This is a genomic window from Vibrio splendidus 12E03, from assembly GCF_000272105.2.
Lineage (GTDB): Bacteria > Pseudomonadota > Gammaproteobacteria > Enterobacterales > Vibrionaceae > Vibrio > Vibrio splendidus_I.
Genome location: NZ_AJZD02000360.1, coordinates 1 through 16,348, shown reverse-complemented (window position 1 = coordinate 16,348; position 16,348 = coordinate 1). Strand labels below are relative to the sequence as shown.

The window sequence follows — 16,348 nt, the reverse complement described above, 5'->3', positions numbered from 1 at the left end:
GTACTGGTTTTAATTGTAAAAATTGTATCTGTACTGGTTTTATTGTTCAAGGGATACTCATTCGAAACAAAGGAGGGGTCAGTATGAAAAGAAATGATTTGTTGTTAGCGGTATTCGTCATGGCGATTTGGGGATTCAACTTCTCGATGATCAAAATGGGTGTGACTAATGTTCATCCGTTGTTAGCAACCGCCGCGCGTTTCTCGCTAGCGGTGATTCCGGTGATATGTTTTGTAGCGAGACCTAATGTCGCTTGGCGCTACTTAGTCAGTTATGGCTTTGTGTTCGGTGTGGGTATCTGGGGTATGGCTTCATGGTCGATCACATCTGGTTTATCGTCTGGGCTTTCATCGGTCTTGCTTTCAACCAACGTATTAATCGGCATGGCGGTTGGCGTGTGGGTGTTCAAGGAGAGTGCTTCCGTTCGTAAATTATTGGGTGCGATGCTAGCCATGTGTGCGTTGGCGGTATTGGTATCTGCAGCAACGGGCAATGTCACCGTTAATGGCGTGATCTTGATTATGATTGCGGCGTGCAGTTGGACCTTGATGGGCGTGATTGTTAAGGCGTCTAAAACTAAACAGGCTTTTGCATTCAATGTGTGGGGAATGCTGTTTGCGCCAGTGCCGTTGGTGTTGTTTGTTGTGATGTTACATGGTGACCAAATTATCTGGCAGGGCATCGAACAATGGGATTGGAACACGACGATTGCGGTGCTGTTTCAGGCTTACCCAACCACGCTATTTGGTTATTGGGTATGGAATAAGCTGCTAATCCAATACCCTTTAAGCACGACCGCGCCGTTAACCTTGTTAGTGCCTATCTTCGCATTGATTAGCGGTTACTTTATGTATGATGAGGTGCTGTCTGTGGCTCAGGTTGTTGCATCAATACTGTTTCTTGTCGGGATTGGTTTGATTGTGAAACCTGCGAATGTAACGGATACCAAAGCGACACAAACACTTGCTGAACAAAAATGATTGAAGAAAGCTGATATTGCATGAGTAGCTTTGAATGACAAATAAGACCTCGCACTTGTGAGGTCTTATTCTATGTCGAAGAAGTGACCAGCAAACGCTGCCCGAAGGGTTCGAGCTGGGCGCCCCCGCAAAAAGCGTTTTACTCTTTGTTGGGGGAGATTTACTTAGAGTGATTAGGCAAATCTCCCCTCGCTGCGATTAAAACGCTTTTGACTAGGCGTCCCCATCCGAACAAAATTTAACCACGAAAGGTCAACCCGCCCTAAGCAATCAACTAACCATACACGCAAGTAACTGGCTCTCAAGATAATCGTCTATTTCTAGACCGATCATTTCTATTCTGGTTTCGATACACTCATCGAGTTCTGATTCCGTCAAGCCATCCTCTGTTAAGTTGTAATCGAAAACCCCAAAAGAACATAGGCTTTTATAAGTGAATTCGAATTAAATTCTGAAATGATACAAATCTTATATTTAATAACGCTTATTTAGTAACCTCTTTTGAGTCTCATATCAAATCAAGTGGCTGATTTTATTGGGTATCGGAGAAAAGTCTCAAAAATTATTATTTAGTTCGCTAAAGTTTTAAATTCTATTAAGGGTTGCTTGTGTGGAATATAACTCCATTTAGTTACTGTTGAGTAGATGGTTTTTAGCTATATATGTGAAATTTGAAGCGAGTTATCTTTCTGATTTGAAAGAATAATTAAATAGTTAAGATAAAAAAGTTGGCGAAAATCAGAAGCTTGGCATACACTTTCCTTGTAAATGACCTTATCTCATTGATTGAATAGGGTAAATGCTTTGGCGCTACTGGCGATGGTAGCAATGTTTAACATAGCTTTGAGGAAAGTTTTATGGCACTCACGAAGGCCGATTTGGCTGAGAACCTGTTTGAGACACTCGGATACAGCAAGCGGGATGCCAAGGAAACGGTGGAAGTGTTTTTCGAAGAAGTTCGTAAGGCGCTCGAAAATGGCGAACAGGTAAAACTGTCTGGTTTTGGTAATTTTGATCTTCGCGAGAAAAACGAGCGACCTGGTCGTAACCCGAAAACTGGTGAAGACATTCCAATTTCTGCTCGACGTGTTGTTACTTTTAGACCGGGACAAAAACTAAAGGCCCGTGTCGAAAATATTAAAATCGAGAAGTAGCCAAGCAATAGACCACGCCTAGCGTGGTCTTTTTGTATCTGCATAGAGTTTAAGCTAAACGCATTTCTTTAACTTTTAGTAACCTTTCTCAAACTCCATCTATTTACTGTCCTGTAAGAACTTGCTTTAGATGCGAAAACAGAGGCTAGGCCTCTGACTTTGAATCTTCACTCTAAAGGGCTTGTTGAACCTTACTTGCGATGTCTTCAGACACCCAAGGCTTCCATACCTGTGGTGAGCTTTCTAGAAAGTAATACATGGCTTCTTCGGCGTCGGCTTGGTTGTCTTCCATCCAGGCCAGCAACTCACTCATTTGTTTATTGGTAAAACCACGCTTTTCAAAGTATTGGTAGGCAAGAGGTTCGTTATTAGCAAAGGCTTCTGTGGTGATTGTGTGAACCGGTGCTGGTGGATACATGGTCACTTTAGGAGATTCACAATCGGGTTGTGTCGTACAGTTACGGAACTCTTGAATGTCGGTACCACTTCCGAAATCAACCTTCACCATATCGTATTTACCCAACACAGGTGTTGGTGACCAATAGTAACCAAACCATGGTTTCCCACGTTCATAAGCTTTGGCAATGGTTCCTGCCAGTGCAGCACCTGAACCCGGATCCACCATTTCAAATCCATGTTTATCTAAACCCATCGCATTAAACAAGTGTTCGGAAGTTATCTGACATGTCCATCCTGCCGGGCAGCTATAGAATGCGAACTTTTCATCGTCTTCTGGGTGTTCGAATAACTCAGCGTGTTTGATGACACCTTCAATGGTTGTAAGCTCTGGGTACTGTTCAACAAGGTAGTTTGGTACCCAGAAACCTTCTTCACCGCCGTTGACCAAAGACTTGCCTGCGTAACGTAGACGCATATCCGTAACGCCCTTATCCAACGCTTCTTTGATGCCATTAGTCCAAAGCTCTGGCGCAACATCAGGTTGACCTTTTTCAATCATTGACGTGCCTGTAGGGACGCTATCACCGGGGATCAAATCCGCTTCACAGCCATAGCCGTTATTCAAAATGAATTGGTCGACACGAGCAATAAGGCTCGCCGAGTTCCAGTTCATGTCTGCAATGGTCATCTTTCCGCATTCGTCAGCACTAGCGTGTGCAGAAAACGCAGCAAGTAGCGCGATTGAAAGCATGGATTTGTTATTCTGCATTGACGTAATTCCTTTTCTTGTCAGAAGCTTATTCGCCATAGAAACAGAAATGTTCGACGGAGAAAAGAGACTGAGATCTAAATTTAAACGATCTGATTATTTGGGATAGGAAGTGTAGAGGCTACTCAACAAATACTAAAAAGGGCTGCGATTATGCAGCCCTTTGTCGTTCTTGTTTATGATAGCTTAGTCAGTTAAGCCGCTTTAATGTGCGTTGTAATGTACGGTTGCCATGCTTGTTGGTAAAGCTCTAAAGATTGGCGTCTTAGGCTATTAATTTGTGCCGCTTCGATATCGTTGATGGGGCGATGTTCTGCAATTGCGTGACGCTCAATACCTTGGATAATTTCGTACAGCTCGTGCTCAGGGCCACTTTTCACATCAGCAATCGCTTTTAAGTGAAGTTGAACCTCTGCAATGATGTTGGTTTTAGGTAAGCGAACCAATAAGTTAAGGTCACGGTAGCCAGAGTCAGCTGGTGATTTAAACTTGTTCTTCAGCTTAACAACGTCTGCTTCGCGGCTTAGCGCTTCGTAAACTTCAACCAAGCTCTCTACATCGTTCGCGATGATAGTTGCACGGGCTAAGTCGGTAATTTTTGTTACGTCACCATCAAGCTCAAGAGCGATTTTTTCTTCTGCACGAGCTTGAGATTTAACGCCAGCAAAGAGCGCTTCAGAATTGGTGAGTAGGGCTGTGCTTTTACAGATAGTTTCTAGTTCAGCTTGGCCTTGATGCGCTTTGCTGTACAGAATATCGAAGTCGGTATAAGGTTGAGTCGGACGTGAGTCGAATGCTTTAATGCCATACAAGCCGCTTAGGCTATGGCGGAATACATTTGATGAAACTTGGTTTTGCGCAGGAGTGCGCGTTTGATCAGTTGAACTTGTTGAAACAGGTGCTGCTGCGAATGCAGGCGCTCGGCTCAATACTAGAAGCATTAGGGCCGTCGTACGGAGAAATACACTCATTCAAACTCCAAAATACAAGGTTACAAAAAACGGGTAGTCAAAAGGGGTAACCAGTAACGCACAAGAGTAAAAACAGCTTAACTAAACTCACTACATATTAAATGGGGCTAGCTAAGACAGAAACCAACTCTAACGTTTAATATTGCTTTAAAATGTGAAGATATAGACAAATAATCCAAGCGTTAGTTCCGCAATTATCAGAACTTTGAACTTAGCCAGTTTCTGATTTTATCGAAACCAATTTGGTACTTTAAACCAAGCTAAGGTTGCTCTTACTTCTCTATACTGTACCCTTGCATTATGACTGTTTAACATGAACGAAAGATGAATAATCCTGAATTTTGGCACAATAAATGGGCAGCCAACCAAATTGGTTTCCACCTCGAAGATGTAAACCCACTTCTGATTAAATTTTGGGAAAAGACTGAGCCTAGCTACGAGAAGAGTGTGTTTGTTCCACTTTGTGGCAAAAGTGAAGATCTGATTTGGCTAGCTTCAAAGCATGAGGATGTTCAAGGTGTCGAGTTAAGCCAGATTGCGGTTCGCGCATTTTTTGCAGAGCACCTTTACACCCCGACTGTGACTCAAATTAGCGGTCAGCACGAGCTCTACCAATTCGATGAACTGAACATCTACACGGGCGATTACTTTACAGCGCCAATCCAGCCTGTCGATACCATTTATGATCGCGCGTCTTTAGTCGCATTGCCTGAAGAGATGCGAGTGCAGTATGTAGAGCGTTTAAAACAACTGCTGAAACCGGGTGGTAAGATCCTTCTGGTGACTCTAGATTATGACCAAAGCGAGATGGTGGGCCCTCCGTTTAGCGTGCCTAAACTAGAGATCACTCAGTTGTTCGCTGGATACAAAATCACATTGTTGAATCAAGATATAGCGGACGATGAACATCCCAAGATTGCGAAGAAAGGTTTGTCTCGCTTCTGTGAAGAAGTGTATTTGATTGAGTCAGACGCTTAAGTTCAGTCTGCTTAGTTAAGCCAACAGATAACACCAACAAAAAGACGGGCTCGATAGCCCGTCTTTTTTATGGTTCGGATTTGAACTCGTGATTGTTCAGAATTGAATAGCAGGTTAGTAAATCACTTTTACTTTTGACGCGCTCTCAATTGCATCTTCAATCGCTGTCTCAGTGCTGCTGCGACGAGTAAGCGCCACACCTAGACGACGGCGGCCATCGATATCAGGCTTACCAAACAGGCGAACTTGTGTTTGTGGTGCGTCTAGCGCCTCTGTAAGACCTTCAAAACGAATGTTGGTTGAAGTGCCTTGGCCAAGGATAACCGCTGAAGCACACGGGCCGTATTGCGTGATGGATTTGATCGGCATACCGGTAAAGGCGCGTACGTGCAGTGCGAATTCAGATGAGTCTTGAGACATCAATGTCACTAAGCCAGTATCGTGTGGGCGAGGGGATACTTCGTTAAAGATAACGTGATCGCCTTTAACAAACAGTTCGACGCCAAAGATACCGTGACCACCTAGAGCGTTAACCACTTGCTCTGCCGTGTATTGCGCGGCTTTAAGTGCGTTGTCTGACATCACTTGTGGCTGCCATGACTCGCGGTAATCACCGTCTTCTTGGCGGTGACCGATAGGCGCACAGAAATGCACACCATCAACAGCGCGAACGGTAAGTAACGTAATTTCGTAATCAAAGTCGATGAAGCCTTCAACGATTACACGACCCGCGCCAGTACGACCGCCTTCTTGTGCGTAGTCCCAAGACTTCTGAATGTCTTCTTCTGTTTTGATGACGCTTTGGCCTTTACCTGAAGAGCTCATTACTGGCTTAATAACGCAAGGCATACCAACAAATTCAACGGCTGCTGAGAAATCTTCAAAGGTATCTGCAAAGCGGTAAGGAGAAGTGCTCAGTTTTAGCTCTTCTGCAGCTAGGCGACGGATACCTTCGCGGTTCATCGTTAGCTTGGTCGCATTCGCAGTTGGAACGACATTTAAGCCTTGCGCTTCTAGTTCTACCAGTTTGCTGGTGGCAATAGCTTCAATTTCAGGAACCACATAATCTGGCTTTTCTAGTTCAATGATCGCTTGAAGTGCATCGCCGTCTAACATGTCTAATACATGGCTACGATGCGCAACTTGCATCGCTGGTGCGTCTGCATAACGGTCACAAGCAATAACTTCCAAACCTAAACGTTGGCACTCGATAGCAACTTCTTTGCCGAGTTCACCTGAACCTAATAGAAGTACACGAGTAGCATTTTCACGAGTAGCAGTACCAAACATAGAAATTCCTTCCGATCTTTTGAACGATTGATTGAAAACGGGGTGATCATACTTATTTCAATGACAAAAGCAAACGTTTGCGCACGTTGTTGCGTTAATTACAGGCATAAAAAAAGCAGCCCTGTTAATTAGGGCTGCTTATTTAAATTTTTGTTAATTATATGTACTTAGATTGCTAAGTAAGTCACTGGAATGTCGGGATTAATCGCTTCTAATGTAGATTGCGTATCCGCTAGGTGACTGATGCTACCTTCCGCGATTTCAACCAAAGCAGCACTTTCAATTTGTTCGAAATCGAAGCCAGCCAGTTTAAGTTGAATTAACGCGACTTGCAGAGGTGGTAGGCTCGGGTTGAACGCTGCGTTTTCAGCGTAAGCACCCGTAAAAATTTCACCTGACGTCAGTTGTAGCGAAACACCACTTAGGTTTTTGGTGTAAGGAGCATGGCTGCGGTTTAGTGCTGCTAGCGCTTCGACAACAATAGGCGTTGTTTCTTCGGTCGTGTACTTATGATCAAGCTTTGTCATTAGGCCAGTTGTCACACCTAAATCAGCAGGGCCGAATGAGTCTGGTAGGTACTCTTGCAGAGACATTTCATCACGTTGTGGCAGCTGAACTTTAAGTTCTTTTGCTGTTGTCAGTTCGTTCATGAATTGACGACAGTGACCACAAGGGCTGAAGTTGATCGTGATATCTGAGATACCTTGTTCGCCTTTCATCCAAGCATGGCTGATTGCAGATTGCTCTGCGTGTACTGTTTGGCCAAGTTGAGCACCAGCGATTTCAAGGTTTGCACCAAAATACAGAGTACCAGACAAACCACGCACGATTGCACCAACATAAAAGTCAGATAACGGAGCGTAAGAATACGCTGCGGCAAAAGGAAGTAGCGCAATACGTAGCTCGTCATCCGCTAAACCACTTACTTGTAGTAGGCTAGCAAATTGTTCTGGAGACAATGTCGCGTCAAAGTTGTCTGCTAATACGATGTCACTCAAAAGTGCTTTGATTGCTGTTGGAGCACTTTCCAGCGCCAGGGTAATACGACTGTTCATGTTGAATCCTTAATTGACCTTAGGCTTTAATTCTATGCAATGCTCAGGAATTTTCTGTGACTTTGATCACTAATGAGTTGTTGTTGTTACATTGTCTTGCATAATTAGAGTGAGGTCACAGATGAAATCGATTGCAAGAGCAAAAACTACCATTGATATCGCACTTATTGCTTGAAATTGAGTTTGGTTTGTCACGTATTGATGAATAAATGAGAGAAAAAAGCCCAAGCTATCACTGAAATAATCAGGTTATGCTTGGGCTTATTGATATCTGTAACGCTTAAAAGTCGCGAACCAGTGAGTTTAGCTATTTACCAACTCATCGATTAGATCGCGTATAAACTGTAATCAAAGTGGTTAAGAATAGAACCAAACCACGAGCGAAAATATACTCGGTGCAATGATTGAGGTGATAACCCCACAAAGAACCAATGCCAACGAACTGAATGCAGCATCTTCCTGATTCTTTTCAGCACAGGTCGCAGTACCTAAAGCGTGAGACACGGTACCCATGGTTAAACCACGCGCGATAGGGCTCTTAATACCAATGAGATTGTAGATTGGGTAAGCAAAAATTGCCCCAAACAGACCGACAATCAATACTAGTATTGCCGCAATTGCTGCTTCACCACCTAAATGGCTCGACACTTCCATAGCAATTGGCGTGGTGACTGACTTACCTAATAAACTCGCAATCAAAGTTAAGTCCGCTTTAAAAGCCACTGCGATTAATGCTGTCGTTGTCATCGACATCACACTACCTAGCGTGCAAGCAAAGGTGATGATGCGCCAGTTGGCTCTGATTTGAGGTAGCTGTTCGTAAAGCGGATAAGCAAGGGCAACAACCGCAGGTTGCAGCATGTAGGTAATCCAGGTGTTGTCTGCATAGTAAGTCTCAAACGGTACTTTGAAGAACGTGAGTATCGGAATGATGATACCAATGCTGATCAGCAGGGGATTACACAGCGGTGAGTTTACTTTTTGACTTACCCAGCGAGCAAACAGGAATACCACGATGGTGAGTAGAATCCACATGATCAGTTACCTCTCGAAAGCAAGCGGTCTAAAAACCATGATAAGGACACCAACACCAGCAACGTGCCACCAACGGCGCTCGCCATAATTGGCAATGCGTTCGCGATGAGCATGTCGAAGTGATCCATCAACCCAACACTGATCGGAACAAACAGTAAGATCATTAGGCGGATAATCAAGCTTGCACCGGGTTGTACCCAGTGCGAAGGAACAATACCAATCACCATGGCGGCAAACAGAATCAACATGCCAAAAATACTGCCTGGGATTGAGGTATCCAAAAAGTGTTGTAACGCGTTACCTGCTGTAAGTGCACCTATGATTAAGGTGAAGGAGATTAAGCAGTAAACCAGTTGGAGCAATCTTTCTTTCAAAGTGTTACGTCTCTTGATAATGGAATTAGCTAGCTAACTTTTCTACGTACTGATAAACCGCCTTCAAGATAGCCATTTTCTTCTCGTCGCTTTCATGCTCGTGTGCGAGGTTTTCAAGGTTGAGCATGTACTCTTCTAAACGGCACTCATAAAACTCACGACAATGGTTCGCCCATTTCAATTGCTCAGCTTCGTCGAGCGTCCATGGGAAGTTACGTGCACGGTAACGGAACAGTAACGGTTTAATTCGTTCGTCACTGAAGGTGATATCCAAAGCTGCCAAGTTGTTCGGGTCAGTTTCACGAATGATGTTCATCGCTGTTTTATCAGCAGGTGAAAAGAAACCGTCGTAAAGGTGTGTATCAACATCATCACTCTTTTCGTACTCGCGTTCTTGTGAGTACAGGCCGATCAGTTTTTCGCGGATCTCTGGATGTTCGCGCAGCAGTGCCAAGTTCTTCAAGCATTGTTGGCGATCGATACCGATGGTTTCGGCATTTTCAGCCGTCAGCGTTTTGGCTGGAGCAAGAATAGGGCACTTGTTCAGTTGAACCAATTTGATTGGTACGGGCAGCTCGTCTTCACCCAGATCACTGCGTTTGGTGTAGAGCCTTTCTCTGAGTTCATCAGCATCCAGTTCTAACAGTGGGCTTGGATCTTTGGCTAAATCAACCGCGATAACGGCATTTTGATTGGTTGGGTGCCAAGCCATAGGCACAATCCAGCTTGTGTAGTTGCAGTCACGGCCAAACATGCCCGAAACGTGCATCAATGGTGTCATGTTTACAATATCAACCAGGTCATTCAGCTTACGCTTATGACGCATGTTGTAGAGGTAATCGAACATCTTAGGTTGTGCAGCTTTCAGCTTCTTCGCTAACTCGATGGTCGCAATAACATCGGCCATCGCATCGTGCGCGTTTTCGTGTTCAATGCCGTTTGCCACAGATAGGTGTTCCAGTTTGAAGCTTGGATAACCTTCTTCGTTCTCTGGCCAAACAATGCCTTCAGGACGCAGGGCGTGAACAGCGCGCATTACATCTAATAGATCCCAACGTGAGTTACCGTTCTGCCAACTCCACGCATATGGGTCGATGAAGTTTCGGTAACAGGTGTAACGCGTTACTTCGTCATCGAATCGAATACTGTTGTAGCCAAGGCTTGTGGTGTTTGGTTTGGCTAACTCAGCATGGATCTTAGCAATAAACTCCGGCTCAGGAAGACCTTGTGAAGCCGCTTTTTGTGGTGTGATACGGGTGATCAGTGCAGCTTCAGGCGCAGGGAGGTAATCAGCAGGAGGTTGGCAATAGATAACGAGAGGCTCTCCAATAACATTGAAATCTTGGTCGGTACGAACACCCGCAAATTGACTCGGACGGTCTTTTGCTGGGCTAACGCCCCACGTTTCGTAATCGAAAAAGAAGTAGGTCGACTGATTATCTGAACTCATTGAATTTCCTGAACAGCAAGCGCGGAACGTTTACTGTGGCTGAAGGTTAGTTTTGTTCAGTATCTGATAGTATGCGGTACGCGCGCAACCCAGATCACAAATAAATTGTCGGAAAACGGTGCTTTACTATTCAATCGAGTCAATGGGTATGCTTTTGAATCTAATCGTGGCTATTTCTTAGTAATCATAATCTCTCACCTAATCAGATGGAGGTGAAAGTATCAGCTGTACTTTTTGTTTTATGGTTAGTTCTCGGTTCTTTAAATCTTTGAATATAGCCTTCCATTCTTGAAAGGTGACGACTATCGGGTTAAAACTGTTTACTGGTTTAGTGACGCCGTAACGCACGGTTTCAACTTCAGGCTCGAACGTACCAAACAACTTATCCCAAATGATCAAAACACCGGCGTAGTTCTTATCGATGTATTGCGGGTTTTGACCGTGATGTACTCGATGATGCGAAGGGGTGTTAAAGATGTATTCAAGTGGCCCCAAGCTTCGTATCCATTGTGTATGGACGAAGAACTGCAAACCTAGATTCAGAAGCACCACAAAGATCACCCATTTAGGGTCAAAACCTATGATGACTAACGGTACCCAAAACAACCACATACCCGCAAGTGGATACATTAAGCTTTGACGGAAAGCCGTACTGAAGTTCATGCTTTCTGAACTGTGGTGTGCTACGTGTGCCGCCCACATCCAGCGAATACGATGGCTTGCTCTATGGAACCAATAATAGAAAAAGTCTTGTAACACCATCAATACAACAAAACTCAGCACGCCCATTTCAATGTCCATTAAACGCCAACCAAACATCCAGATATACAGCTGAACGACCAATAACCCGGTGAGTAAATCGGAGAGTTGATGCATTCCTGCAAGCGTGAAGTTACACATTACTTCTGAAAGCTTATAGCTAGAATTATCTGGCAGTCGACCTTGTTTCTGACCGATAAAATACTCAGCCAACATGCACACCATGAATAAGGGCGCTAATACTAGCAGTAGCCATTCTGGGTGATTGATTAATGCGTCGATATTCATGTTTTATCCTTGTTGAGACACCATACGCGTTCTTAGTATCAAGTTTACTTAGACTTGAGCGCCTGAAATTCAGTCAGCAGAGTTTCGCTACCAGCGAGCAAAGTGATCTTCTGTTAGGCCAAGAACACCATCGAGTTGATGTATCACTCCATTGTTGTCTTCAATCGAGCCAGAAAAGTGACCAATGAACTGACGAAAGTTACTCTTTAACAGCCATAAATTGAGCTTTTCGCTGCGGTTATTTAAGGGCGTGAAGGTCAGGTTTATACGTCCATCTTGTGATGTTATCTGCCAAGGCAAGTTCGTGTTTTGGCGACTGAACGTAAACTGTACCGGGTTAAGCAAGTGTCTGGTTCCATTTACCCATAACACGTTTTCGCAGCCTCCGGTTTCATTAACGCCCGCCGCGAGGTTTAGGCCAATACCTGTGCCATTGGATTGCGTATTGATGCTTGCCCAGCGCCAACTGGTTTCACGTCTCATGTAGCCCGCTGAAAAGTCATAACCAGCACGAGCTTGTTCGAGAACGAGTGATTCTCCCTTGATTTGGATTTCACCGCTGATGCGCAAAGCATTGTGCTTTTGGGTGTAAGTCCAACCTGAATAACCCGTTGGGCTGCACATCGCCAAGGGCAAGCTGTCGGCTTTAGGCTCTAAAGCGATATCGGCCTTGATGAGTTTGGTATTCAAGCGAACTTGCCATTGCCCGCCTTCAATATTAAAGGTGATGCTTTGGCCTGCAATGTTTGTCGTGCCGTCAAATGGCGAAGCGGTAACTTGTTTATCAAACCCTAATGGCCTCAACCAAGATGACTCTTCTAGATGGTTGTTTTCAATATCGTACAGATAACAAAATGCCGAGCCCAAATAGCGAATATCCGCGATAGCTACGCCGATAATGTGCGTGTCGGAGACGATGCTGACAAACTGGAATTGCTTATAGTGGAAGAGCTTCTGCCAAGGGTTCGCTTTTGAATCCATCGAGTTTCGGTAGTCAAAGTTCTGGATGTTCAGGTGCTTGGGGATGCCATCGAAATGCCCAATGATCGGCTGACCATTAGAATCAATCAAACTGTGTGGGGCTGGGTTTGTTTTTATCATTGCGATGGTTCACATTATTTTAACAACTAAAGCCATTGTGCGATGAGTCGCGTAGAATTGGGAGGTCATATTCGGACAAGAGCGCGTTACCAATCACGATTTTGTCAGCATGTGCTGTTGAAGGTGAGTAGTCATGTTGATGGGAATGGGCTCGATATAAGGAGAGACGATTGGAGATTATCGCGGAGTATAAGCCGACCGAACATCGGCATCAGTTGGGCACTTTAGATATCGCGCTGCTGTTGAATACGCTAGAGCAACGAGGCGTTGATATTGAAAGGCTACTCAATGATGTGGGTTTGCCGAACATGGATTGGCGAGATCCGAATGGAAAGTTGACTTACGCTGATAAGCTTGCGTTGTTTAGTGCGGCGAATCAGAGCTTCCCTCACGATGGCTTAGGACTTTGGCTGGGAAAATACGCTAGTTTGAGCCAATTTGGTGTGTTGGGTTATGCGCTATCGACCAGTCAAAATGTCGGGGAGGCCATTAAGTCGGGCTTCAAGTATTTGCGCCTGAATGGTCCTATCTTCTCGGTTAAATTGTTCCTAGATTCCGAGCAAGCAGTGATTCAGATTGAGAACACCTTGGAAGTGGGCGAGCTGCTCCCTTTCTGTAGTGAGTATTTCTTGAGTTCAATCGTCTCTTTGTTCAAAGAACTGACTGGCCATGAGTTGGATATTCACACTTTGGCTTTGCCTTATGCTCGCCCCAATTACGCCAAGCTCTATGACGACCGTTTCCAGTGTCCTGTGATTTTTGAACAAAACCATTGTGAACTGCGTTTTGATGTATCGGTTGTGTCGCAAACCTTATTGACTCATGATGCCGCGACACTGAAGCGCTATCTTGCGTCTTGTCAGTCGATAGTCGAAACGTTGGACTCTGAGCATCTGCTGACTAACCAAATCAAAACGATCTTTTATCAAACCGCAGGCAGTTTCCCGACTATAGAACAACTCGCGGATGAGTTTGGTTGTAGCTCTCGTACACTCAGGCGAGAGCTGATCACTCATGATTCCAGTTATCAAGTGTTGCTGACCGAAGTTCGAGTGGAACTGGCCAAAGAGCTGTTACTCGGCACAACCATGAGTATCGATGACATCGGTGAAAGGCTCGGTTATAGCGACCCCGCAAACTTCAGAAGGGCGTTTAAAGGTTGGCTCAATAAAACACCTGCGCAGTTTCGTGACGGTTTAAGTTAAAACGTTACTGGCTAAAAAATTGCTCCCTGAAATCGGATACTTGCTGCTGATAGTAACTGTCCCAATCTTGTTGAGTCCAAGTGGCATAACTTGAGGAACGCTGAGAGTCTAAGGTCGCTTTGAGCTGATCCAGTTGCTCGTGATAACTCATCACGGTTTGTTGCTGTTGTGCGACTTGTTGTTCTCGCGAGGCAATGTTGCTGGCCTGCGCTTCATCTAAGTAGGCATCTTGGAGGTCGGCTTTGACTGATGCTACTTCAGCAGGGCTATAGCTGCTGGGTATCAAAGATACTGCCAGTTCATATTTTTGAAGCTGTGTTTCGGCGTTCAACGTGCCCGTATTGTTTTGCCATTCACTAAGCAAATCTTGATAGTTGGCCAAAAACTGGCTCGCTTCATTCTCTTCAAGGGTGTTGGCGTCAAGCGTAAAATCCAGATGCGCAAACTGATCGGCGAATAGCTGGTGGGTCAACTCTACCCATACTTGCTGTGCAGATTGTTTGAATAGGGCAACACGATCTTCAAGAGTCTCTATGGATTCAAGTGGGATGGTACTTTGGGCTAATTGCCAGTCGGCTGATAGCTGCGGATAGTCGCTCAGTAACTCAAACCATATGCTCGGCAACTCTGATTTCAATCGTGCTAGTTGCTCAGTGCAGTCATCGCGTTGTTGGCAAAGCGCCCAGAATCCATCGAGTTCATCGAATAAAGCTTTACCTTCAAGTTCGCTCAAGTTTTCAGCAAGAATTTTCCCGTCCAGTGCTCTAGCTTGGGCTTGATTGCTGTGCGATGCTGAATTTCCCGAACTGGTGGTTGCAGTTGGTGTGAAATTATCGTCATCGGTTGTCGTAGAAACACGCGGCTTAGGTTCTGTGTGTTGAGCAGAAGATAGCGCTGTTTCGTTCGTTTTTGATGACCACGAATAGCCAATAATGCTCGCCGTTAAGACGAGCATTAGGATTAATATAACTCGATGCATTATTGGTTCACCGAGTTACTTGATCACGGCGCTAACAGGGAAGTGGTCTGAAAGGTTGTAGTGTTTCCATAACTCACTGCTTGTTGATCTTGGGACATCCACGCGATTGTCGTTATGCGCTTTAGCTGCATACTCTGAGCTCACTACCACATAATCGAGATACTCAACGTTCTCGCCACCCGACATAGGCTCACCCGCAAAGTTGTTGATGCGTGGGTCAAAGGTAGAAGCGGTGTAACCTGAGTATGTTGGTTCATCAGCCTGCAGGTTAGCAAACATCTGTTGGTAGTCGCCTGGGAACTTGAGCTTGTTCACGTTGAAATCACCGCTGTAAACCACAGTTTCTGATGCCGGGATATTCAGAGACTGAGCTAGTGCACGCATCTGCTTGAATTGACGTTGTCGGTAATCACGAGCGGTGTCCGTATCGAATGATGCCGTGTGGGTACCGAAAACATGGTAAGCCTGACCATTCTTGATCACTTCCGCGTAGTTAACGCCTTTATCTGCAAAGCAATCAGTGCCCGTACAATCAGGGAAAACATACTGAGCTTCGTTAACGATAGGGTAGCGGCTGACAATGATCACACCACCGTCGTATATGTTAATCCCATCTTTATCGAGCATTTTAGTTTGATAAGGATACTCTTTCGCAAGTTCACGCAAGAATTCATCTCTGCCGTTAGCAAACACTTCTTGAAGCGCCAACACGTCGTAGCCTTTTACATATTGAGGGAGAAGATCGTAGCGGTCACCAATATGCGACGCGATAGCAGGCAGCGCCCAGATGTTGTAAGTCATGACTTTCAGTGTATTGGCATCCGGCTCTGGTTGTTCATCCACTTTTGACGGGGTGATGGTGTAATAAATATCATCATAACGCGCCGTAGAATCGGCTTTAAGTGCTAGCTCTGCATTGACCCCGAACGCATCGGTGGTGCTGCGATGAATATTACGGTCGTCATGCAACGTTAGGTTGACGTCTGCGGCACTCAAACCATGTTGCAGTGTCGAGTTATACCAATGTCCCTTCATGGTTTGGTTGAGCGTGACACTCTCACCCACAGCGTTCGATACCACAGTGTCAAACTCATAGGTCTTCCCAGATTTCACACCAGTCCAGCGGTTAAAACTGATCAGCTTCTTCGTCTCCCAAGGACCAATCTGTTCAACATGCTGTTGCCACTCATCACCGAGTTGAAGCAGGTCGGTACCGCTGTGGTTGGCTTGAATGGTCATTACTTGATTGGTGTTATTGGTGAGATACACGTCAGTGTCTGCTATGGCAGAGGTCGAAGCGATTGATGTGGATGCCACAAGTGCAGCTAACCAAGTCCATTGAGTTTTCATCGTTTACGTTATCCTTATTGATTGATGTCTAGAATAACGTAGTCAAGAGTTATGACATTGGAGTTATAACTCTATGGCATTTATTCAAATATGAGATATATGCCAAGGTTTTATAAAATTGATTAACCATTGAAAATTAACATATTGTCTTGTTGTAATGATAAATGGTACGCGCGCGAATAATAGAGTCAGATAATGGTTTCGAGTCGGT

General features: G+C 44.8%; 15 protein-coding genes and 1 pseudogene. 4 read left to right on the top strand and 12 right to left on the bottom strand.

Annotation, left to right across the window (positions count from 1 at the left end; genetic code table 11):
• Positions 1–83 precede the first annotated feature (83 nt).
• A complete protein-coding gene (locus tag A142_RS23815) occupies positions 84–980 on the top strand; it encodes an EamA family transporter (protein ID WP_019826007.1) in 897 nt (298 codons plus the stop codon).
• 270 nt (positions 981–1,250) lie between these two features.
• Here the strand turns inward: A142_RS23815 and A142_RS25525 are convergent.
• Positions 1,251–1,391, bottom strand: a pseudogene (locus A142_RS25525) (GTP-binding protein); the annotation flags it as partial.
• A 446-nt stretch (positions 1,392–1,837) separates the two neighbouring features.
• On the opposite strand from A142_RS25525, the gene ihfA reads away from it, so the two are divergent.
• Positions 1,838–2,134 carry an integration host factor subunit alpha gene (gene ihfA, locus A142_RS23810; protein ID WP_004734853.1) on the top strand — a complete coding sequence of 99 codons (297 nt, stop codon included), beginning with the start codon at positions 1,838–1,840 and terminating at the stop codon, positions 2,132–2,134.
• A gap of 172 nt (positions 2,135–2,306) precedes the next feature.
• Here ihfA and A142_RS23805 read toward each other — a convergent pair whose 3' ends face one another.
• A complete protein-coding gene (locus A142_RS23805; protein ID WP_019826005.1) occupies positions 2,307–3,302 on the bottom strand; it encodes an ABC transporter substrate-binding protein in 996 nt (331 codons plus the stop codon).
• Between the two features lie 194 nt (positions 3,303–3,496).
• The gene (locus tag A142_RS23800) at positions 3,497–4,273 is read right to left on the bottom strand and encodes a RelA/SpoT domain-containing protein (RefSeq protein ID WP_017059130.1); all 777 of its coding nucleotides are present in this window, start codon (positions 4,271–4,273) and stop codon (positions 3,497–3,499) included.
• Between the two features lie 324 nt (positions 4,274–4,597).
• Here A142_RS23800 and A142_RS23795 point away from each other — a divergent pair, with 324 nt between their 5' ends.
• Positions 4,598–5,251, top strand: a complete 654-nt coding sequence (locus A142_RS23795) for a thiopurine S-methyltransferase (RefSeq protein ID WP_019826004.1) — start codon at positions 4,598–4,600, stop codon at positions 5,249–5,251.
• Between the two features lie 114 nt (positions 5,252–5,365).
• On the opposite strand, the gene purT is transcribed toward A142_RS23795, so the two are convergent.
• The 7 genes from purT to A142_RS23760 form a co-directional block, all read right to left on the bottom strand.
• Positions 5,366–6,541, bottom strand: coding sequence for a formate-dependent phosphoribosylglycinamide formyltransferase (gene purT / locus A142_RS23790; protein ID WP_019826003.1), 1,176 nt, complete (start codon positions 6,539–6,541; stop codon positions 5,366–5,368).
• Positions 6,542–6,708: 167 nt separating this feature from the next.
• Positions 6,709–7,596: a cytidine deaminase gene (cdd, locus tag A142_RS23785; protein ID WP_019826002.1), complete on the bottom strand. Its 888-nt coding sequence runs from the start codon at positions 7,594–7,596 to the stop codon at positions 6,709–6,711.
• Positions 7,597–7,953: 357 nt separating this feature from the next.
• Positions 7,954–8,631, bottom strand: coding sequence for an LrgB family protein (locus A142_RS23780; RefSeq protein WP_004734865.1), 678 nt, complete (start codon positions 8,629–8,631; stop codon positions 7,954–7,956).
• A 2-nt stretch (positions 8,632–8,633) separates the two neighbouring features.
• Positions 8,634–9,005, bottom strand: a complete 372-nt coding sequence (locus tag A142_RS23775; protein WP_019826001.1) for a CidA/LrgA family protein — start codon at positions 9,003–9,005, stop codon at positions 8,634–8,636.
• A gap of 25 nt (positions 9,006–9,030) precedes the next feature.
• On the bottom strand, positions 9,031–10,455 hold the full coding sequence (gene sbcB, locus A142_RS23770) for an exodeoxyribonuclease I (protein WP_019826000.1): 1,425 nt from the start codon (positions 10,453–10,455) through the stop codon (positions 9,031–9,033).
• 198 nt (positions 10,456–10,653) lie between these two features.
• The gene (locus A142_RS23765) at positions 10,654–11,502 is read right to left on the bottom strand and encodes a sterol desaturase family protein (RefSeq protein ID WP_019825999.1); all 849 of its coding nucleotides are present in this window, start codon (positions 11,500–11,502) and stop codon (positions 10,654–10,656) included.
• An 87-nt stretch (positions 11,503–11,589) separates the two neighbouring features.
• Positions 11,590–12,603, bottom strand: coding sequence for a DUF2804 domain-containing protein (locus A142_RS23760; RefSeq protein ID WP_019825998.1), 1,014 nt, complete (start codon positions 12,601–12,603; stop codon positions 11,590–11,592).
• A 170-nt stretch (positions 12,604–12,773) separates the two neighbouring features.
• On the opposite strand from A142_RS23760, the gene A142_RS23755 reads away from it, so the two are divergent.
• Positions 12,774–13,808: an AraC family transcriptional regulator gene (locus tag A142_RS23755; RefSeq protein ID WP_019825997.1), complete on the top strand. Its 1,035-nt coding sequence runs from the start codon at positions 12,774–12,776 to the stop codon at positions 13,806–13,808.
• Between the two features lie 4 nt (positions 13,809–13,812).
• Here the strand turns inward: A142_RS23755 and A142_RS23750 are convergent, their stop codons facing one another.
• Together A142_RS23750 and A142_RS23745 are read right to left on the bottom strand one after the other, a co-directional pair.
• Positions 13,813–14,763, bottom strand: coding sequence for a hypothetical protein (locus A142_RS23750; RefSeq protein ID WP_029405696.1), 951 nt, complete (start codon positions 14,761–14,763; stop codon positions 13,813–13,815).
• A 39-nt stretch (positions 14,764–14,802) separates the two neighbouring features.
• Complete coding sequence (locus A142_RS23745; RefSeq protein ID WP_019825995.1) at positions 14,803–16,137, bottom strand: sphingomyelin phosphodiesterase; 1,335 nt, start codon at positions 16,135–16,137, stop codon at positions 14,803–14,805.
• Positions 16,138–16,348: the final 211 nt, after the last annotated feature.